Here is an 18,312-nt window from a genome sequence, read left to right as displayed (position 1 = left end):
GTCAGGTGCGGTCCGGGTCGCCGGTGCGGTCCGGGTGGCCGGTGCCGTCCCGGTCGCCGGTGCCGGACGGGCCGGTGGACGGATCCGTGGCCGCTGCGGGCGCCGCCGGCTCCGCGGACGGGACGCCGGGCAGCCCGAGTTCCCGGGCGGCCCGGGCCAGGGAGGCGTTCCGCTGTTCCTCGTAGAGCGCGAACGGGTCGAGCACCGGGCGGCCGATGGCGCCCGAGAGCCAGTCGCTGTCGTAGGCGACCGCCGACCGGGCGTCGTCCCGGGAGCCCTCGCCGCTGAGGTTGGACTGGAAGATGCCGGCCGCCGACCGGGGCAGGAAGTCCTCGTAGACGATGGGTTCGGCGCGCAGCCACCCCGCGTCGAGCAGTCCGCCGAGCGTGGGCGGAACGCCGTCGGCCGTCCGGCCGGGCCCCGCGCTCCCGGTCTTCGCCGACGGCACCGCGTGGTAGGTGAAGAACCCGTGGCCCCGGGCGGCCAGTTCGCGTTCCGTGCCGGGGAAGTGCCGCTCCCACAGGGTGCGGAGGATGGCGCCGCGGTCGGCGCCGGGGTCCTGGGCGGCCAGGGTGTCGGCGCGGGCGAGCAGGTCGTCGTAGTGGGCGCGGCCCTGCCGGGTGAGGGCGATGCCGCGCGCCTCGACCTCGCCGAAGCGCACCCGCAGCGCTCCGGTGGTGACCTCGCCGTCGTCGGTGCGCAGGGCGCGGGGTTCGGCCAGGGCGCGGAACGAGGTCTGGCGCAACAGGACGTCCGGCCCGTCCCAGCGCGGCGGGCCCTGGATGGTGTCGATCATGGCGATGCCGCGGTCGGTCATCCGCCGGTAGAGCTCGTCGATGTCGAGGACGCGGGGGGTGAGGTGGTTGATGTGGGTGCTGCGGACGCCGCCGATGTCCGCGGCGACGGCGGAGACCCGTTCCAGGGTCTCGTACCAGGACCGGTCGAGCGGTTCGGTGGAGAGTTCGAAGGCCTGGACGGCGAGGTGCAGGAAGCGTTCGGCCTCGGCCCCGGGGAGGCCGCCCCGGGCCTCCGCCCGGTCGGCCAGGTCCAGCAGTTCCGGCGGGAAGAGCTGTCGTTCGGCGAGGAAGCGCTCCAGGCGGCGGCGCAGGTCGTCGTCGAAGAACCGGGGGTCGGCCGGGGTGAGCATCGAGGTGAACACCCGGAACGGGTTGCGGGCCAGCTCCTCGGCGTCGACCGGGCGGAACGCGGTGGAGACCACGGGTACGGCGCTGGCGGCGGCTTCGCGCAGGTCGTAGAAGCCGACCGGGTGCATGCCCAGGGCGCCGAAGATCCGGGCGACCTGCTGGAGTTCGTCCGGGGTGCCGACGCGGATGGCGCCGTGCCGTTCGGCGGTGACCCGGCCGATGGAGCCGAGCCGTTCGGCCTCGGCCCCGGCAGCGCACATCACGTCCCCGTTGACCTCGTGGGAGACGTCGACGAGCGTCGTGTAGGCGGGGACCTCCCGTCCGTACATGTCGGAGAGCCGCTGGGCGAACGCGGCGCGCAGTTGCCACTGGCTGATCATGACCGGGGCTGCCTTTCGGTGCGGGGCCCGGAGGACCGGGCCGGTGCGGGCCGGGGTGGTGCGGGGCTCAGACGATGTGGGCCTCGGGCCGGATATCGGCACCTGCGGTGAAGCGGTCCACCCCGAGCGGAGTGACGTCCACCGGTGGTGTCCGCCCCAGGTGCAGATCGCGCACGATCTCTCCCACGGCCGGCGCCTGCAGGAAGCCGTGGCCGGAGAAGCCGGTGGCGTAGAGGAAGTTGTCCGGCTCGGCGGCCCGGCCGATGAGGGCGTTGTGGTCGGGCGTCACCTCGTAGAGGCCGGCCCAGCCGCCCGCGGTCTCCATCTCCGCCAGGGCCGGGGCGCGGCGGCGGGCGGCGGCGCGGAACAGGTCCAGCCACTCGGGGGTCCAGGTGGTGTCGAACCCCTCGGCCTGGCGCGGGTCGGCCAGTCCGAGGAGCAGCCCGTCGTCGCTGTTGTGGAAGTAGGCGCTGGTGGCGAAGTCGATGGTGAAGGGGATGCGGGGCGCCGGGGGGTCGAGCGGTGCGGTGAAGGCGAGCTGCCGCCGTACCGGACGCACCGGCAGGTCCACGCCCACCATGGCACCGATCCGGGCCGACCAGGCGCCGGCCGCGCAGATGACGGTGGTGCAGCGGACCGGGCCGCGGCTGGTGTGCACGGTGGAGACCCGGTCGCCGCGGGTGTCGATGCCGGTGACGGCGGTGTGCGGGGCGATCACCGCGCCGGCCGCGGCGGCGGCCCGCGCGTAGCCGTCGACGACGAGCCCGGGGCGGGCGTGGCCGTCCGCCGGGGAGTGGACCGCCGCGAGCAGGCCGTCGGTGCTGACGTAGGGGCACAGCCGCCGGGCCTCCTCGGGGCCGGTCATGCGGCTGGGGACGCCGAGCCGGTTCTGCACGGCGACGCAGTCCTCGAAGTCGGCGACCTGCTGCGGGGTGGTGAGGAGGAACAGATAGCCGACGGTGTCGAGCCGGATGTCCGCGCCGGGGCGGCGGGGGAAGTCCTGGTAGGCGCGGAGGCTGCGGTTGCCGATCTCGATGTTGAGCGGGTCCGAGAACTGCGCGCGGACGCCGCCGATCGGCTTGCCGGAGCTGCCGCAGCCCAGCGTGCCCTGTTCGACGAGGACGATGTCGGTGACGCCGGCCTCGGCGAGGTGGAACGCGATGCTGGTGCCGATCACGCCTCCTCCGACGATCACGACGTCGGCTGTCCGGGGGACGGGGCTGGATGTGGCTGAGAAGGACACGGGCCGATCCCTTCCTGGCCCGCACCGGGCGTGAGCGGTGCTCGCGGTGACCGGACGGCGCCAGTGCATGACGGGCGGTGCATGACGGGAGAGGGTGCTGATCAGCGGCTCGGAGCCATCGTGCCTCTCCCCGACCGTTGACGTCCATGAACGGTTCTTCCTCTCGATCCATTAGCGTTGCTATATGGAATGGACGAGTGCGCAGCTGCGCTCCCTGGTGGAACTTCCCCGCCGCGGCACCATCACCGCGGTCGCCCAGGCGCTGGGTTACACGCCCGGCGGGGTGTCCCAGCAGATCGCGGCGCTGGAGAAGGCGACGGGGATGGAGCTGCTGCGCCGGGTGGGGCGCCGGGTGGAGCTCACCGACGCCGGGGTGACCCTGGCCGCGCACGCGGAGCGGATCCTGGCCACCGAGGCCGAGGCCGTGGAGGCGATGGAGCGGGCCCGGAGCGAGATCGCCGGGGTGCTCCAGGTGGGCCTGTTCGCGACCGCGGCGGCGGAGATCCTGCCGCTGGCGCTGCAGCAGGTGCACCGGCGGCATCCGGGGCTGAGCGTGCACAGCCAGGACATGGACGTCGACGAGGTCTTCGACGCGGTCGCCGCCGGGGCGGTGGACCTGGCCCTGGGCCTGGACTACCCGGACGTCCCGATTCCGCGGAACCCCGCACTGCGGCTGCGCCGGCTGTACCGGGAGCGGTTCTCGCTGGCCGTGCCGACGGGGACGATGCCGGGCGCCGACGCCGTGAGCCTGGCCGCGACCCGCGACCTCGGCTGGATCCTGCCGTCGGCCGAGAGCTACTACGGGCGGGCGGTGCGGACGGCCTGCCGGCGGGCCGGGGTGGAGCCCGACGTCCGGCACGTGGTGACCGACACCGCCGCGACGCTGGCCCTGGTCGAGGCGGGGATCGGGGTCAGCACGGTGACGGACCTGATGCTGCGGCTGCGGTCGTCACGGTTCGACGTGGTGCCGCTGGAGGAGACGATCGAGCGTCACATCGTCGTGGTGGTACGGGCGTCGGCGGAGTTCCGGCCGACGGTGATGGCGCTGGTCGGCATTCTGGGGGAGCTGGCGGATCACGCCCGCGCGGAGGCCGGCCCTCGGGGACTCGTGTGACGCTGCGGACCCGCGGCCCGGCTCGCATCACTCACGGCTCCTGTGCGCACCGCCACCGACATCGCCCGCGTGCTCTTGCGTTCAGGCCAGGCGCAAGCCGCCGGCCCGATCGGGGGCCGACGCACAGCCGAGCGGACACTCAGTCCGCGCGGGGCCTGAGCAGGTTCTCGACCAGGGTGTCCACCAGACCTCGGGGGACACTCGACCCCGTCAGGGCGCAGTAGACGATCGGGCCGACCAGAGCGTCGAGCGTGGCGTCGGGGCCGAGTTCGGGCGAGACCTCGCCGGCGTCGGTTCCGCGCGCGAGCATGTCGCGTTCCAGGCCACGCCGTGGACCGAGATAGCGCTGGTGAAAGCGCTTGGCCGTGTCGGGATGGTGCTGGGCCTCGGCCATGAGCGCGAGCAGGACCTTGCCGGCAGGGTCGCGGGTGAGGAATCGCGCGAAGGCGCGCAGGTAGCCACGGATGCTTTCCGCCGTGGGCTGCTCCGTCGGGACGGGGAGGCGTTTGTCGCTGTCCTCGATGAGCGTGTCGAGGAGGATCTCGACCTTCGAGGGCCACCAGCGGTAGATCGTCTGCTTGGCGACGCCGGCACGACGCGCGATCGCCTCGACGGTCAGAGCGCCGAAGCCGTGCTCGACGAGCAGATCGTCCGCGGCATGCAGCACAGCCAGACGGGCGGCCTCGTCGCGCCGGTTGCCGGAGCGCGGCCTGCGGGGCTGAGAGCTGGCGGCGGGCATGCGAGACACCCTACCCGTCAGGAGTCCCGCGGCATTGCCTAGACGCAACGCCGCGTCTAGGCTGCAGTCACCCACCACAAAGGAGTGCATGTGTCCGCCACGCCCCACCGCCACGCTCTCGTCATCGGCGCCTCCCGAGGGTTAGGGCTCGTCCTCACCGACGAGCTCGCCCGACGCGGCTGGCACGTCATCGCCACCACGCGCCAGGACGGCGGCGAGTTGCAGGCGCATGCCGATGCCTGGAAAGGACGGTTGAGGGTCGAATCCCTGGAGATGACGAGCTCCGGGCAACTGGCCGCTCTGCGCGAGCGCCTGGACGGCTGCCGACTCGATCTGCTCTTCGTCAACGCCGCAGTCGACCGAGGCAATCTGCCGATCGACGAGGTCTCCACCGACATGTTCACCGAGGTGATGATCACCAACACGTTGAGCCCGCTGCGCGTCCTCGAGGCCCTCCGCGGACTCGTCGCGCCCGGCGGGACCGTCGCGGTCATGTCCTCCGATCAGGGCAGCATCTCGCGCAACACCGAGGACGGCTACGAGCTCTACAAGGCCAGCAAGGCCGCGCTCAACCAGCTGATGCGCAGCTACGCCACCCGCCATGCCGACGACGGACGGACCAAGCTGCTCATCGACCCCGGTCACAATCGGACGCGGCTCGGCGGACCCGACGCGCCGCTCGCTCCCCAGGAGAGCATCCCGGCCGTCGTCGACGTCCTCGAAGCGCAGGCCGGCGCCCCCGGCCTGCAGTTCCTGGATCGCCATGGCGAGACCGTCCCGTGGTAGAGCTCCGGGCCGGAGCGCCGGGAGCGCCCGAGGGTGCGCACCATGCGCTCCCCGGAGGGCATGTCCGGCTGCGTGGGGTTCCTGCTGGAGGTGGTGGGCGTCCAGCTGCCGGTCTGGGCCATGGGGGCGCCCGGCACCGGTGACGGCCACCGCATCGACCTGGTGGCGGTGCTGATCTGTCTGGGCGTGGCCTGGCTGCTCACCCGCGGCACCCGCACCTCGGCCCGGGTGGAGACGGTGCTGACCATCGTCAAGATCGCGATCGTGCTGGTCGTGGTGGCGTTCGTCGTGGTCTCGGCGGCCGTGCTGATCCTGCGCTACCGGAAGCCGAACCTCAGCCGCGGGTTCCGCTGCCCGGGCATGCCGTTCACCCCGGTCCTGGGGATCGCCTTCTCCGTCTGGCTGATGTCGTTCCTGCGGATGGAGACCTGGCTGCGGCTGGGCGCCTGGCTCGTCGTCGGGCTGGTCGTCTACGCCGCCTACGGCTACCGCCGCACCCGCCGGGTGATGCCGGGCGGCTCCGTCGACCTGGACGCGCTGGAGGAGATGTCCGACTCCGACGAGCCGGCGCCCGCCGCTGCGGCGCCGCCTCAGGAGACGACCGGGACCAGGTGATCCGCGTCGCCGGGGACGGCGTGACGCAGCGCCTCCAGCACCGCCCCGAGCAGGGGGTTGCTGCCCGCCTCGCGGTGCAGGGCCACCACGGTCCGGTGCGCGGAGCGGCGGGTGAGCCGGGTGGCGAGGATCCGCTCGTCGTCGAGGTGGCCCAGCGCGGGCACCACCGCCATACCGAACCCGGCGGACACCAACTCCCGTACGACGTCGTAGTTGTTGCTGCGGAAGCCGACTTCGGCGGTGAATCCGGCCGCGGCGCACAGCCGGGTCAGCGAGAGCGCCCCGGCCGTGCCCTCGCGGCTGGTCACCCAGCGGGCGCCGGACAGGGCGGGCAGGTCGCCGCCCGGACCGCTGTCCCGGGGGCGCAGCAGGAGCAGGTCCTCGCGCAGCAGCGGGCGGGCGGTGAGGCCGTCGGGCCACTGCCGGGGGCTGAGCCCGTACTCGTAGACCAGGGCGACGTCCAGGTCGCCGTCGGCGAGCGGCCCCAGCAGCTCGTCCGGTTCACCCTCCTCCAGCAGGATCTCGGCCCGGGGATGGGAGGCGGCGAAGGCGGTGAGCGCCGCGGGGACGAGCCGGACGCTGGCGGTGGGGAAGCTGCCGAGGCGGAGCCGGCCGACGGTGCCGGTGGCCAACTCCCGTACGTGGTGGTCCAGATCGTCCAGCGCCGCCAGGACCCGGGCGCTGGAGTCGACCAGCCGGCGGGCGGCTGTGGTGGCGCGGATGCCGTGGGCCTCGCGTTCGAAGAGGACGAGGCCGGTCTCCTTCTCCAGGGCGGCGATCTGCTGCGAGATCGCGGAGGAGGTGTAGCCGAGGTCGCGGGCGGCGATGGCGAACGAGCCGCTCTGGCAGACGGCGCGCAGGGTGAGCAGATGCAGGGGCTTGAGCATGCGGTGCTCCTCGGGGCGGTCCCGGTGTGCCGCGGGCGGCCGGGGCCGGTGGCCGGCCGGTGGTGGTGACGGAGCGGCGGAACGGCGGTGGCGGGGCGGCCGGCGGTGGTGACGCGCTTCCGGACGTCGTTGCGGGATGTCCGCAGCACCGTACCTCCGGGCCCGGCCGAGGCCAAGCAATCCTTTCCCTCAACATCGAATTCTGTCGTGCTGCTGGCCCTTGTGAGGCCCGGAAGGCGGGCTTCATGGTGGACAGGTCCTGGTCACAGCGGTGATCCGTGAGCAGAAGGAGCGAGACACGTGGCGACGACTGCCGAGCACAGCGGCCGGATGTCCGACCCGGACGCGGTGGCGGAGGCCCTGGCCCAAGCGGGCTGCGGGGAGGTGGCCGCGGATGCCGGCCGCCGTGCCCAGTACTCCGCCGACGCGTCCAACTACCGGCAGGTGCCGCTGGCCGTGGTCTTCCCCCGGAGCCGCGAGCAGGTGATCAACGCGGTCGCGGCCTGCCGGCGGCTGGGGGTGCCGGTCACCTGCCGTGGCGCCGGCACCAGCACCTCGGGCCAGGCGGTGGGCCCCGGTGTCGTTCTCGACCTCTCCCGCCACTACCACCGGGTGCTCGGCGTCGACCCCGCGGCGCGGACCGCGACCGTGCAGCCCGGGGTGGTGCTGGACGACCTCCAGGCGGCGGTGGCCGGACACGGCCTGCTGTTCGGCCCCGACCCGTCCACCCACAGCCGCTGCACGCTCGGCGGCATGATCGGCAACAACGCCTGCGGCTCCCACTCGGTCGCCTGGGGCCGCACCGTGGACAACGTCGTCGAGCTCGAAGTCCTCACCTACCGGGGCACGGTGCTCACCGTGGGCGAGATGACCCGGGCGGAGATCGACGCGGCGGTCGCCGCGGACGACGAGCGCGGCCGGCTCATCGGCGCCCTGGACCGGCTCGCCCAGGGCAACCTGGAGACGCTGCGCACCGGGCTGGGCCGGTTCCCCCGGCAGGTCTCCGGCTACGGGCTGGAACACCTGCTTCCGGAGCGGCGGTTCAACCTCGCCAGGGCCCTGGTGGGCAGCGAGGGCACCTGCGTGGTGATCCTCTCCGCGACGGTCCGCCTGGTCACCCCGCCCCCGGCCCGCGCCCTGGTCGTGCTCGGCTTCGCCGACTCCTGCGCCGCCGCCGACGCCGTACCGGACCTGCTGCGGCATCCGCTGCTCGCGCTGGAGGGCCTGGACCACGCGCTGACCGACATCGTCACCCGGCCCGCCACCCGGCAGGCCATCGACACCCTGCCCGAGGCCCGGGCCTGGCTGTTCGCCGAGCTCGGCGGCGAGGCCGAGGACCTTCCTTCGGCGGCGGACGCGCTGACCCGCGCCGCGGAGAAGACCGACGGCTTCACCGGCGCCGAGACCGTCACCGACCCGGGGCGGGCCCGGCAGCTGTGGCGCATCCGGGAGGACGGCGCCGGGCTGGCGACCCGGCTGCCCGACGGCTCCGAGGCCTGGCCCGGCTGGGAGGACGCCGCGGTGCCGCCCGAGCATCTGGGCTCCTATCTGCGCGGCTTCACCGGACTCCTGGACCGGCACGGCCTTCAGGGGGCGGTGTACGGGCACTTCGGCGAGGGCTGTCTGCACGTGCGGATCGACTTCGACTTCACCACCGAACAGGGCACGGCCGTCTTCCGGGCGTTCCTCACCGAGGCCGCGGAGCTCGTCGCCGAGCACGGCGGATCGCTGTCCGGGGAACACGGCGACGGACAGGCCCGCTCCGAACTGCTCCCCCTGATGTACCCGCCTGCCGTGATGGCCTTGTTCATGCACTTCAAAGACGCATGGGACCCGGACAACGGCCTCAACCCCGGCATGATCGTGCGGCCGCTCCCCCTCGACGGCAATCTGCGGGTCGATCCGCAGCGCACTCCCCTGCCGCTGGCCACCGTCTTCCCGTTCCACGGCGACGGCGGCGACTTCGCCAAGGCCACCCGCCGCTGCGTCGGTGTCGGCAAGTGCCGCACCACCGAGCAGCGGGGCGACGTCATGTGCCCCAGCTACCGGGTGACCCGCGACGAGAAGGACTCCACCCGGGGCCGCGCCCGGCTGCTGTACGAGATGACGCAGGGCGAGGTCATCACCGACGGCTGGCGCTCCACCGAGGTGCGGGACGCCCTGGACCTCTGTCTCTCCTGCAAGGGGTGCAGCACCGACTGCCCGGTGGGCGTGGATGTCGCCACCTACAAGTCGGAGTTCCTGCACCACCATTACCGGCGCCGGCTCCGCCCGGCGTCGCACTACTCGATGGGCTGGCTGCCGCTGCTGTCCCGGGCCGCCGCCCGCGCCCCGCGCCTGGTCAACGCCGTCACCGGATCCCGGCTGGCCCCCCTGCTCAAACGGCTCGGCGGGATCGCCGCCGAACGTGACGTGCCGCGCTTCGCCGACGAGACGTTCCTGTCCTGGTTCCGCCGCCGCACCCCCGAGGGCAGCGGGGAGAGGGGGCCGGTGGTGCTCTGGACCGACTCCTTCAACAACCACTTCAGCCCCGAGGTGCTGCGGGCCGGCGTACGGGTCCTGGAACACGCCGGCTACCGGGTGCAGGTCCCGGACGGCACCCAGTGCTGCGGGCTCACCTGGATCACCACCGGCCAACTGGGGGTCGCCCGGCGGATCGGACGGCGCACGATCCGGGCGCTCGGCCCCGCCGTCGAGGCCGGCGTCCCGGTCGTCGGCCTGGAACCCAGCTGCACCGCCGCTCTCCGCACCGACCTGCCGGAGCTGCTCAACGACCCGACGGCCCGCGCCGTGGCCGGCGCCACCCTCACCCTCGCCGAACTGCTCACGCGGGACGCCCCCGACTGGCAGCCCCCGCAGCTGGCCGCCCGCTCGATCAGCCAGACGCACTGCCACCAGCACGCCACCGCCGGCTTCGACGCGGACAGCGCCCTGCTGAACCGCATGGGCGTCGACAACACCGTGCTGCCGTCCGGCTGTTGCGGCCTGGCGGGCAACTTCGGCTTCGAACGCGGCCACTACAACGTGTCCGTGGCCGCGGGCGAACAGGTCCTGCTGCCCGCGGTGCGCTCCGCCCCGGCCGGAACCGTGGTGCTGGCCGACGGCTTCAGCTGCCGCACCCAGATCGGCCAACGCAGCGACCGGACCGGCACCCACCTCGCCGAACTGATCGCCGCGGGGCTGCCGGCGGGGGCGGCGGGGCCGTCGGGGGACGCGGGGGCGGCCCGTGCTCCCGCGGCCCGTACCCCGTAGGTCCGCCGCTCGGCCACCGCACCCCGTGGATCCGCCGTCCCCGCCACCGCACCTCCGACGTCCTGCGCCCGCATCCCCTCCCGTATCCCCCTGAGGAAGAAGGAACCGCCACCGTGACCGACTCGCTCTCCCTCGTCGACGACTGGGGCCCCGAGAAGATCGTCGTCGTCTCCCACCGCCGCACCGGCATGAAGGGCGTGCTGGTCATCGACAACACCGCCCGCGGCATCGGCAAGGGCGGCACCCGGATGAGCCCGGCCGTGACCGTCATCCAAGTCGCCCGGCTGGCCCGGGTGATGACGTGGAAATGGGCCGGCGTCGACCTCTTCCACGGCGGCGCCAAGGCCGGGATCGTCGCCGACCCGGCGTCGCCCGACAAGGAGGCGATCCTGCGGGCCTTCGCCCGCGCCCTGTCCAACGAGGTGCCCCGCGAGTACGTGATGGGCCTGGACATGGGCCTGACCGAGGACGACGCCGCGGTCATCCAGGACGAGCTCGGCGACCGCGGCGCGGCCGTCGGCACGCCCGGACACCTCGGCGGGGTCGCCTACGACAAGCTCGGCGTCACCGGCTACGGGGTCGCCGAGGCCACCGACGCCGCCGCCGGGACACTGGGGCTGGCGCTGTCCGGTTCCCGGGTGTCCCTCCAGGGCTTCGGCGCGGTGGGCAGCGCGGCGGCCCAGCGCTTCGCCGACCTGGGCGCCACGGTCGTCGCCGTCTCCACCGCCGACGGGACCCTGCACGACCCCACCGGCCTCGACGTCCCCGAACTGCTCCGCGCCCGCGCCGAACACGGCGACGCCTTCGTGACCCGTCACCCCCACGGCACCGCGCTGCCGCCCGGCGGCGAGCTGACGGTCGACTGCGACATCCTCGTACCGGCCGCACTCCAGGACGTCATCGACGACGACACCGCGCACCGGGTCAAGGCCCGTCTCGTTGTGGAGGGCGCCAACCTGCCGACCTCCCCCTCGGCCCAGTCGGTGCTCGCCGAGCGCGGCGTGGCCGTGGTGCCCGACATCGTCGCCAACGCGGGCGGCGTCGTCGCGGCGGCCTTCGCCATGGACGCCCGCTACTCCGGCTTCCGCCCGGACGCCGGGACCATCTTCGACGCGGTCTCCACCCGCCTGCGCGCCAACGCCACCACGGTCCTGGAGGAGGCCCACCGCCGCGGCATCACCCCGCACGACGCGGGCCGCAGCCTGGCGGAGGAGCGGGTGCGGGCGGCGATGGAGAGCAAGGGGCGGATACCGCGGGGGTGACTCCTCACGGCCGGGGCTTGCCCTTCCCTGGAGACCCACAGGTCCGCACAGCGCAGGCCAGAGCTGGGCGAGCCCCGCTCACCAGCTCATGTCCGCCCACACCACCTTGCCGAAGGGGCGCTCATCGACGCCCCATTTCGCAAGCCGGTCCACGATGAGCAGACCCCGTCCGCGCTGCCGCTCGTCGGACTCGGGCCGCAGACGAGGGTGCTTCCGCACCGGATCGTGCACCTCGATGCGCACGCGGCCCGTGCCGACCACGACCGCCAGGGCGACGAAGTCACCGGGCTCGGTGCCATAGCGAACGGCGTTGGTCACCAGTTCGGAGACCACGAGCTGCACCTCCCGGACGAACTCCGGGTCGGCGCCCGGCAGGTCGCGCTCCATGACCTCACGGGCATAGCTGCGCGCCTGCCCGACCGTCCCGGGTTCGCTCGGAAAGACAGCCTGCGGCGACGGATCCGATGCGGGTGAGCAACGGACCACCGCGTCCGGACCTTGATGCATGGTCATCACGCAGATCCCCTCATGGGAAGTGCTGCACCGACGCAGGGGTCACCACACCGGAACGGCACGAGCTACATCGTCGCGCTACAGCGTGCTCCGACATCTGCACGCAGCGCAGCCAATCTCACGAAAGAGTGAGAATTTACAGATGAGTGCGAAAGGTGCCACCCGTGGGTGCCATCGCAGATGACACCGGCCAAGCGCACACGGCAGACTGTCCGTCAGGATTCGAGAGCGGAGGGCAACGTGAGCGCACCGACCGTGCGTCGGCGCAGACTCGGCACCAAGCTCCGCGCCTTACGCGACGGGCGCGGACTGACACTTGAGGACGTGGCGGAGAAGTCCGCATCCACCGAACGTCCCCTCACCATCGCCAAGTTGTCGCGCCTGGAAACCGCCCGGAGCGCTGCCAAGCCCGACGACATCGGCCATCTGCTCGACCTGTACGAGGTCACCGACGACGAGTTGCGGACGGCCCTGCTCGCCCTCACCCGCGAAGGTGGGCAACGCGGCTGGTGGCAGTCGTATCGCGGAGTTCTGTCACCGGTCTACGAAGACCTGATCAGCCTCGAGGCTGAAGCGACGTCCATTCGAGCATGGCAACTGGGGATCATCCCAGGCCTGTTGCAGACGGCGGAGTACGCCCGGGAGATCATCACGGCCACGGCGATGTCCGAGGCTGTCGAGACACGCATCGATGCACTCGTGGAGGTACGCCTCGCACGACAGGCAGTGCTCACACGCGAGCGGCCGGTCGATCTCTGGGCCATCATCGCCGAGGACGTACTGCGCGCACGTTGCACGGGCGATGGCGTGATGCGCGAACAGCTCGCGCGGCTGCACTCCCTCGGCCGACGCCCGAACGTCAACATTCAGATTCTGCCGACAGGCTCCCCACCCCATGTCGGTCAGATGGGCACCTACTCGGTTCTCAGCTTCGAAGACCACGACGACCTCGACGTTGTCCACGCGGAGAGTCTGACGTCGGCACTGTATGTGGAGGATCGGAAGCAGGTGGACGTCTACCGAGCAGCCTTCGAGAGGCTGCGGGCAACCGCACTGCCCGTGGAAGCCTCCGCCGATCGCATCGCAGAGATAAGGGAGCACGGATGAACCACAGTGAAGACGCCTCGACCCTGCCCGTCGAGTGGTGGAAGTCCTCGGCTTCCGGGGCCCAGTCGGACTGCGTCGAGTTCGGCATCGTCGACCCCGACACGGTCGCCGTCCGTGACAGCAAGGACCCGTCCGGCCCGGCCCTGCTGCTGAGCCGCGAGCAGGTGGCCGGCCTCGTGGCGGCGGTGCGCGGGGGCCGGTTCGACCACGGTCTGTAGGAGTACGGGAACGCCAGCGGTCCGCCCCCGGCACGTCCGGGGGCGGACTCGCGCGTTCACACCGCAGGGCCGCCGCTGCGGGCCTGATCCCGTGACGGCGGCCCTGTTCCGGCTCAGCTCAGCCGGGTCGTGACGTACGCCGCGATGGCGTCCCGCTGGTAGGCGGCCAAGCCCGGCGCGATCGACTCGTAGGCCGCGCGCCACGGCTCGTTGTCCACGCAGGCGCGCCCCAGCGCGCGGTACTCCTCGGCGGATACGGCGCGGAGCTCGGCGAGCACCCGGTACTGGGCGTCGATCTCGGCCTGCACGGGTTCGGCGTCGGCCGGGGTGCCTGCGGCCATCAGCTCGGCCAGCCGGATCATCCGGGCCGTGCGCTCGCGCTGTCCGGCCTCGATCTCGGCGTCGCTCATCGTCGCGGTGTGCCGGTCGATCGCCCCGGCCAGCTCCGGGAAGTCTCGCAGGGTCTCCTGGTACTGGGCGGGCTGGATCCCCTCGAAGAGGTTCTCCGGTCGGTTGATGGTCATGGGTCTGCCGTCCCTCCTGGAATGCTCCAGTTCGGTGATCGTGCGGGCAACGGTGCCGGCCAGGGCGTCGAGCCGGTCGCGCTCGGCAAGCAGGCGACGGTGGTGCCCCCGCAGGGCCTCCACCTCGTCGACCTGCGAGGCCAGAACCTTGCCGATCTCGGGCAGCCCCAGGCCCAGCGCACGCAGGACGAGGATCTGCTGCAATCGCAGCAACTCGCCTTCCTCGTAGTAGCGGTGGCCGTTGGTACCGATCCAGGCGGGCGGCAGCAGACCGATCTCGTCGTAGTGCCGCAGTGTCCGAGCCGTCACGCCCGACATCCGGGCGACCTCCGCAGTCGGCCAGGCCATCGCCGCCTCCCTCACGAGTGCTTCACCGGGCCGGTCCTTCCGGCCCTGGTCAGGACGGTAGGAGCTTCCGCTGCGGCAGCTTCAAGCCCCGGCGCCCAGAAGCCCAGCGCATCGCCGTCGCTGCAGCCCTGCCGACCTCGTCGCACGGCTTCCGACGAACGATCCGCTCCGCAGAATGCCACCCGCGACCAGCGCGAGTACGCCGACAGACCGGCACACCAGCCTTGCGACCTGTGGCAACAAGGTGGCGAAGGCTCACTGACCGGCCTGCCCCCGCACCCCGACAATCACCACCGTGACCTACACCATCCGTGCCTACGCCCCCGCCGACGAGCGCTCCTGGCTTCGCTGCCGGGTACTCGCCTTCCTGAGCACCGCCTACTACGACGACGTCGATCGCGCCAAGCCCGCCGTCCCCGCTCCCGGCCTCGAACTCGTAGCCGTCGACCGGGCGGGAACCGTGGTGGGGATCATGGACGTCCTGGTCGCCGACGCGCTGGCGACCATCGACACCGTCGCCGTCCACCCCGATCACCAGCGCTGTGGGATCGCCAACGCTCTCCTACGGGAGACGCGCACCCGGGCACGCGACGCCGGGGTGACCACGCTCGACGCCTGGACACGGGACGACCCGGACACCCTGCGCTGGTACCGGGCGATGGGTTTCGAGGAGAGCGACCACTACCTGCACGTCTACGCGCACGCCTACACCGCCGCGGACGAGCCCGGCCGTGCCGTCGTCACTCCGCGATCCGATCTGCGGCTGATGGCCGCCTTCCTGCACGCGAAGCTCTCGGACGAGGTGCGGCTCCGGCGGGAGTTCAGCCGGGTGCATGTCTGCCGTCGCTTCGCCATGGCTCTTTGAAGACTCTCCGAAACGATCAATCCGGCGCCATGGCCGAACCCGGACCGGCTGCATCGCGGCCCTGTGCGGGCAGGGCCCACGTGGACGGAATCGTCGATCGCCGCCTCTCACGGCGTGCCCGATCCACCGCCCTGAAGACACCGGGGTCGGGCCCATCAGGACACCCCGGCCCGGAGAAGTGCTGTCGTCCCGGGGCCCCGGGACCCCAAGCTGTGTTAAACAGGGCGTAACCAAAGGGGTACTTTGCAGCAGCTCAAGCTCGGAATCATGTCGCAGTCCCGCAAAGAGAACGAGCACCGCCTGCCGATCCACCCAGCGCACTTCGGACGTATCGACGCCGACCTCCGGGCCGGCATCCACCTGCAGACCGGTTACGGAGAACGCTTCGGCGTTCCGGACAGTCAACTCGCACCGTTTGTCGCCGGTTTCCGCTCACGCCAGGAGCTGATCGCGGAGTGCGACGTCATCCTGCTGGCCAAACCGCTGCACGAGGATCTTGCGGAGCTGCGGGACGGGCAGGTGCTGTGGGGGTGGCCGCACTGCGTGCAGGACCAGAAGGTCACGCAGGCCGCCATCGACCGCCGGCTCACCGTGATCGCCTTCGAGGCGATGAACCACTGGACCCGCGAGGGTTCGTTCAACCTGCACGTCTTCCACAAGAACAACGAGCTGGCCGGCTACTCGTCGGTCCTGCACGCCATGCAGCTGACCGGTTCGACCGGTGACTACGGGCGTCGGCGCCGTGCGGTGGTGATCGGATTCGGCGCCACGGCCCGCGGCGCGGTCACCGCGCTCAGCGCGCTGGGCGTTCACGCGGTGGACGTGCTGACGGCCCGCGGCGTCACCGCCGTCAGCTCACCGATCCACTCGGCGCGGATCGTGCACTTCGACCACGACGAGGCCGACGACACCCTCGACCCGCGGCGCAGCGTCGCGCTCACCGAGCACGGCCCGGAGCCGCTGGCCGAGTTCCTCGCCCGGCACGACATCATCGTCAACTGCGTGCTCCAGGACACCGCGGCGCCGCTGATGTTCCTGATAGAGGAGGACCTGCCGAAGCTCGCGCCCGGCACCCTCGTCATCGACGTCTCCTGCGACGAAGGCATGGGCTTCACCTGGGCCCGGCCGACCACCTTCGACGACCCGATGTTCACCGTCGGCGACCACGTCCACCACTACGGCGTGGACCACAGCCCCTCCTACCTGTGGGACGCGGCCACCTGGGAGAACAGCGAGGCGCTGATCCCGTTCCTGCGGCCGGTCCTCGCAGGACCGGCCGGCTGGGACGGCGACACCACGATCCGGCGTGCGATCGAGATCCGCGGCGGCACGGTCCAGAACCCCGCGGTCCTGGCCTTCCAGCACCGTGCCGAGCAGTACCCGCACGCGGTGCTCTGAGCCGGCGCCGCCCGGTCGTCGGCGTGCCCGGTGCGGGTGTGCCGGCGACCGGGCACGCCCAAGCCTTCAGCGGGGATTCGTCGCCGGTACAGCCGTATCCGGTTCAGCCCGGTCCCGTGTCCGCTGGACACCTGCGCGTGGACATCCACACGTGGACACAAGCGCAAGACGCCGTCCGGTCCGGCGAACAGGGCTGCGGACGGGAGCACATGACGGGAAGGAACCTTAGGTCGCTTCCGGCCGTTGGCTGATCATGGTGATGTTAGCGAGTCTGATGGCCATTCTGGTGCCGGTGATCGGCGGTTTCCTGCTGGCCGCGGCGCGGCAGGTCGTGCTCAGATCAGGCCGTCCGGCCTGGCTGCGGAAGCGGCTGGCCAAGCGGACTCCGACCGGTGGGGTGGGCGTGGGAGCCTCACTCACCGAGGAGCTGCACACCTTGTGGAACGGGAACAAGCACATTCAGCTGGAGCAGCGGCGGGTTGATCTGACCTTGCAGGACAACCAGGAGAGTGGAGCACCGCCCCGGACCGGCGTCGACCTGGACGCGGGCAAGGCAGTGATCAGGCTGCGCGATTGAGCGTGCCGCCCGTCCAGCACGGGAACACCCGCCCCGGCGTTCCGCCCTATCGTGACGGGCGCCCCCGCAGCCGGTCCAGTTCGCGGCGTTCGCGGTTGGTCAGGCGTCCGGCGTCGCGGCGGCGGTCGCCGGTCGGGCTGACGCCGGTGCCGGCCGGCGGCGGTGGGCTGTGATCGACATAGCATTCCACCGCAACGGGAGGGCCGACCCTCTTGTTCACCAGGCGTGAGACGACGACGATCCGCTCGCGTCCGGCGATGCGCAGCCGCACCTGGTCGCCGTTGCGCACCGGGTGGGCCGACTTGACCCGCTCACCGTTGATCCGCACATGACCGGCCCGGCACGCCGAGGCCGCCAGCGACCGGGTCTTGGTCAGCCGGACCGACCAGATCCAGCTGTCGATCCGTACCGTCGCCTGGTCTGCACTCATGCCCACGACCGTACGGCAGGAGGCCGACGGACGTCCTGGTTCCGGGCGTCCACCACACCTGCTGTCGTGCCACGGACTGCCCCATTCCCGGGCGCGAGGAACGTCCGAAGGGCGCACTGCCGACGGAGGGGTGCGCGGGCGGGAGCGCGCTCCTCGAACCCCATCCGCGTCCGGCGGTCCCGCTACGGGTACGAGTACGTACCCGTACCCTGAGGGCATGGGAAGGAGCGCCATCATGCCCGACGCCAACATCCGTATTCCCGAGGAAGCCAAGGAGCGCCTCGCTGCCATAGCCGCTGCCGAGGGGTTGCCGCTCCGCGCCTACCTGGCCCGCCTCGCCGAAACCCTGCTGACCCCGCAGGAACGCACGGAGCGTGCGGAACAGGCCCGCGCCGCGCTGCGGGACTGGAGCGGCTATAACCCGACCGCCGCAGAGCAGCGGGACCTCGACGAGGAACTGGACCGACGCCTGGCGCGGGTGATCCAGGGGTGAATGAGGCGATGCACATCGTCCTGGATGAGACGGCGATGGCGGCAGCGGGGCAGGGCAGTGTTCTGGCGTCCCGCCTGATCCACCGCGCGCACGCCGAGCCGGGCTGGTTCCTGTACGCCACGACGTGCGCGCTGGTCGAAGCTGACCGTACCCGGCCGGGCACTGCGGAGCACATCGCCGCCCTACCGGGCGTTACGGTCCTGCATCTGGATCTCCCGGCGGCCCTGACTGTGGCCCGCGAGAAGACGTGGGCTGCGGCGCACTCGCAGTACGCGGCGCTACCCACCGCCGAACGGCCCGACGGCGCGGTCGTCGCGACGGCGGTTCCTGACCAGTGGACCGGTCTGCCGATCCGCGTTCTGGATCTCAGCCCCTGACCGTTCACCTGGCCGCGCGCGGGGGGAGCCCTGTGCCGG

19 protein-coding genes are annotated in these 18,312 nt (G+C 72.1%); 12 read left to right on the top strand and 7 right to left on the bottom strand.

From position 1 onward, the window contains the following. Window position 1 precedes the first annotated feature (1 nt). Complete coding sequence (gene hglS, locus ABT112_RS12555; RefSeq protein ID WP_351508548.1) at window positions 2-1,525, bottom strand: 2-oxoadipate dioxygenase/decarboxylase; 1,524 nt, start codon at window positions 1,523-1,525, stop codon at window positions 2-4. 67 nt (window positions 1,526-1,592) lie between these two features. Then, the gene (locus ABT112_RS12550) at window positions 1,593-2,768 is read right to left on the bottom strand and encodes an NAD(P)/FAD-dependent oxidoreductase (RefSeq protein WP_351508545.1); all 1,176 of its coding nucleotides are present in this window, start codon (window positions 2,766-2,768) and stop codon (window positions 1,593-1,595) included. Window positions 2,769-2,952: 184 nt separating this feature from the next. Between ABT112_RS12550 and ABT112_RS12545 the strand changes: the two genes are divergently transcribed. Beyond that, the gene (locus tag ABT112_RS12545) at window positions 2,953-3,882 is read left to right on the top strand and encodes a LysR substrate-binding domain-containing protein (protein ID WP_351508543.1); all 930 of its coding nucleotides are present in this window, start codon (window positions 2,953-2,955) and stop codon (window positions 3,880-3,882) included. Window positions 3,883-4,021: 139 nt separating this feature from the next. Here the strand turns inward: ABT112_RS12545 and ABT112_RS12540 are convergent, their stop codons facing one another. After that, window positions 4,022-4,621 carry a TetR/AcrR family transcriptional regulator gene (locus tag ABT112_RS12540; RefSeq protein ID WP_351508540.1) on the bottom strand — a complete coding sequence of 200 codons (600 nt, stop codon included), beginning with the start codon at window positions 4,619-4,621 and terminating at the stop codon, window positions 4,022-4,024. Window positions 4,622-4,711: 90 nt separating this feature from the next. Here ABT112_RS12540 and ABT112_RS12535 point away from each other — a divergent pair, with 90 nt between their 5' ends. Together ABT112_RS12535 and ABT112_RS12530 are read left to right on the top strand one after the other, a co-directional pair. Next, on the top strand, window positions 4,712-5,407 hold the full coding sequence (locus ABT112_RS12535; RefSeq protein ID WP_351508537.1) for an SDR family NAD(P)-dependent oxidoreductase: 696 nt from the start codon (window positions 4,712-4,714) through the stop codon (window positions 5,405-5,407). 42 nt (window positions 5,408-5,449) lie between these two features. Next, a complete protein-coding gene (locus ABT112_RS12530; protein WP_351508535.1) occupies window positions 5,450-6,022 on the top strand; it encodes an amino acid permease C-terminal domain-containing protein in 573 nt (190 codons plus the stop codon). Here ABT112_RS12530 and ABT112_RS12525 read toward each other — a convergent pair. Beyond that, on the bottom strand, window positions 5,998-6,909 hold the full coding sequence (locus ABT112_RS12525) for a LysR family transcriptional regulator (protein ID WP_351508533.1): 912 nt from the start codon (window positions 6,907-6,909) through the stop codon (window positions 5,998-6,000). The two genes, ABT112_RS12530 and ABT112_RS12525, sit on opposite strands and share 25 nt — an antisense overlap. A 330-nt stretch (window positions 6,910-7,239) precedes the next feature. On the opposite strand from ABT112_RS12525, the gene ABT112_RS12520 reads away from it, so the two are divergent. Both ABT112_RS12520 and ABT112_RS12515 read left to right on the top strand, forming a co-directional pair. Next, the gene (locus tag ABT112_RS12520; RefSeq protein WP_351508685.1) at window positions 7,240-10,161 is read left to right on the top strand and encodes an FAD-binding and (Fe-S)-binding domain-containing protein; all 2,922 of its coding nucleotides are present in this window, start codon (window positions 7,240-7,242) and stop codon (window positions 10,159-10,161) included. Window positions 10,162-10,274: 113 nt separating this feature from the next. Next, on the top strand, window positions 10,275-11,423 hold the full coding sequence (locus tag ABT112_RS12515) for a Glu/Leu/Phe/Val family dehydrogenase (protein WP_351508531.1): 1,149 nt from the start codon (window positions 10,275-10,277) through the stop codon (window positions 11,421-11,423). A gap of 78 nt (window positions 11,424-11,501) precedes the next feature. Here ABT112_RS12515 and ABT112_RS12510 read toward each other — a convergent pair whose 3' ends face one another. After that, the gene (locus tag ABT112_RS12510) at window positions 11,502-11,936 is read right to left on the bottom strand and encodes an ATP-binding protein (RefSeq protein WP_351508528.1); all 435 of its coding nucleotides are present in this window, start codon (window positions 11,934-11,936) and stop codon (window positions 11,502-11,504) included. Between the two features lie 240 nt (window positions 11,937-12,176). On the opposite strand from ABT112_RS12510, the gene ABT112_RS12505 reads away from it, so the two are divergent. Beyond that, window positions 12,177-13,043 carry a helix-turn-helix domain-containing protein gene (locus ABT112_RS12505; protein ID WP_351508527.1) on the top strand — a complete coding sequence of 289 codons (867 nt, stop codon included), beginning with the start codon at window positions 12,177-12,179 and terminating at the stop codon, window positions 13,041-13,043. Beyond that, window positions 13,040-13,261: a DUF397 domain-containing protein gene (locus tag ABT112_RS12500; protein WP_351508525.1), complete on the top strand. Its 222-nt coding sequence runs from the start codon at window positions 13,040-13,042 to the stop codon at window positions 13,259-13,261. Before ABT112_RS12505 ends, ABT112_RS12500 begins: the two co-directional genes overlap by 4 nt. Window positions 13,262-13,374: 113 nt before the next feature. On the opposite strand, the gene ABT112_RS12495 is transcribed toward ABT112_RS12500, so the two are convergent. Beyond that, the gene (locus tag ABT112_RS12495; RefSeq protein ID WP_351508523.1) at window positions 13,375-14,133 is read right to left on the bottom strand and encodes a MerR family transcriptional regulator; all 759 of its coding nucleotides are present in this window, start codon (window positions 14,131-14,133) and stop codon (window positions 13,375-13,377) included. 295 nt (window positions 14,134-14,428) lie between these two features. On the opposite strand from ABT112_RS12495, the gene ABT112_RS12490 reads away from it, so the two are divergent. The 3 genes from ABT112_RS12490 (at window position 14,429) to ABT112_RS12480 (ending at window position 16,973) form a co-directional block, all read left to right on the top strand. Then, window positions 14,429-14,998 (top strand): GNAT family N-acetyltransferase, encoded by a 570-nt coding sequence (locus tag ABT112_RS12490; protein WP_351508521.1) that lies wholly within the window; start codon window positions 14,429-14,431, stop codon window positions 14,996-14,998. 243 nt (window positions 14,999-15,241) lie between these two features. Next, window positions 15,242-16,396, top strand: coding sequence for a N(5)-(carboxyethyl)ornithine synthase (locus tag ABT112_RS12485; protein ID WP_351508520.1), 1,155 nt, complete (start codon window positions 15,242-15,244; stop codon window positions 16,394-16,396). 259 nt (window positions 16,397-16,655) lie between these two features. Further along, window positions 16,656-16,973: a DUF6191 domain-containing protein gene (locus ABT112_RS12480; protein ID WP_351508518.1), complete on the top strand. Its 318-nt coding sequence runs from the start codon at window positions 16,656-16,658 to the stop codon at window positions 16,971-16,973. A gap of 46 nt (window positions 16,974-17,019) precedes the next feature. On the opposite strand, the gene ABT112_RS12475 is transcribed toward ABT112_RS12480, so the two are convergent. Next, entirely contained in the window at window positions 17,020-17,520 is a 501-nt protein-coding gene (locus tag ABT112_RS12475) for an RNA-binding S4 domain-containing protein (protein ID WP_502975321.1), read from the bottom strand. A 118-nt stretch (window positions 17,521-17,638) separates the two neighbouring features. Between ABT112_RS12475 and ABT112_RS12470 the strand changes: the two genes are divergently transcribed. Both ABT112_RS12470 and ABT112_RS12465 read left to right on the top strand, forming a co-directional pair. After that, window positions 17,639-17,896 (top strand): hypothetical protein, encoded by a 258-nt coding sequence (locus ABT112_RS12470; protein WP_351508683.1) that lies wholly within the window; start codon window positions 17,639-17,641, stop codon window positions 17,894-17,896. An 8-nt stretch (window positions 17,897-17,904) separates the two neighbouring features. Then, entirely contained in the window at window positions 17,905-18,273 is a 369-nt protein-coding gene (locus ABT112_RS12465; protein ID WP_351508514.1) for a PIN domain-containing protein, read from the top strand. Window positions 18,274-18,312 lie beyond the last annotated feature (39 nt).

Source organism: Streptomyces sp. NPDC002055, from assembly GCF_040296705.1.
Taxonomy (GTDB): Bacteria; Actinomycetota; Actinomycetes; order Streptomycetales; family Streptomycetaceae; genus Streptomyces.
Note: the sequence above shows the minus strand (reverse complement) of the source record. Positions and strands in the feature narration are given on the sequence as shown.

What these genes read in the sequence shown, in the direction of transcription:
- hglS (WP_351508548.1), bottom strand. Translation starts at nt 1,525, where the DNA reads ATGATCAGCCAGTGGCAACTGCGCGCCGCGTTCGCCCAGCGGCTCTCC.
- ABT112_RS12545 (WP_351508543.1), top strand. Translation starts at nt 2,953, where the DNA reads ATGGAATGGACGAGTGCGCAGCTGCGCTCCCTGGTGGAACTTCCCCGC.
- ABT112_RS12540 (WP_351508540.1), bottom strand. Translation starts at nt 4,621, where the DNA reads ATGCCCGCCGCCAGCTCTCAGCCCCGCAGGCCGCGCTCCGGCAACCGG.
- ABT112_RS12530 (WP_351508535.1), top strand. Translation starts at nt 5,450, where the DNA reads ATGCGCTCCCCGGAGGGCATGTCCGGCTGCGTGGGGTTCCTGCTGGAG.
- ABT112_RS12525 (WP_351508533.1), bottom strand. Translation starts at nt 6,909, where the DNA reads ATGCTCAAGCCCCTGCATCTGCTCACCCTGCGCGCCGTCTGCCAGAGC.
- ABT112_RS12520 (WP_351508685.1), top strand. Translation starts at nt 7,240, where the DNA reads ATGTCCGACCCGGACGCGGTGGCGGAGGCCCTGGCCCAAGCGGGCTGC.
- ABT112_RS12510 (WP_351508528.1), bottom strand. Translation starts at nt 11,936, where the DNA reads ATGACCATGCATCAAGGTCCGGACGCGGTGGTCCGTTGCTCACCCGCA.
- ABT112_RS12500 (WP_351508525.1), top strand. Translation starts at nt 13,040, where the DNA reads ATGAACCACAGTGAAGACGCCTCGACCCTGCCCGTCGAGTGGTGGAAG.
- ABT112_RS12495 (WP_351508523.1), bottom strand. Translation starts at nt 14,133, where the DNA reads ATGGCCTGGCCGACTGCGGAGGTCGCCCGGATGTCGGGCGTGACGGCT.
- ABT112_RS12480 (WP_351508518.1), top strand. Translation starts at nt 16,656, where the DNA reads ATGTTAGCGAGTCTGATGGCCATTCTGGTGCCGGTGATCGGCGGTTTC.
- ABT112_RS12470 (WP_351508683.1), top strand. Translation starts at nt 17,639, where the DNA reads ATGCCCGACGCCAACATCCGTATTCCCGAGGAAGCCAAGGAGCGCCTC.
- ABT112_RS12465 (WP_351508514.1), top strand. Translation starts at nt 17,905, where the DNA reads ATGCACATCGTCCTGGATGAGACGGCGATGGCGGCAGCGGGGCAGGGC.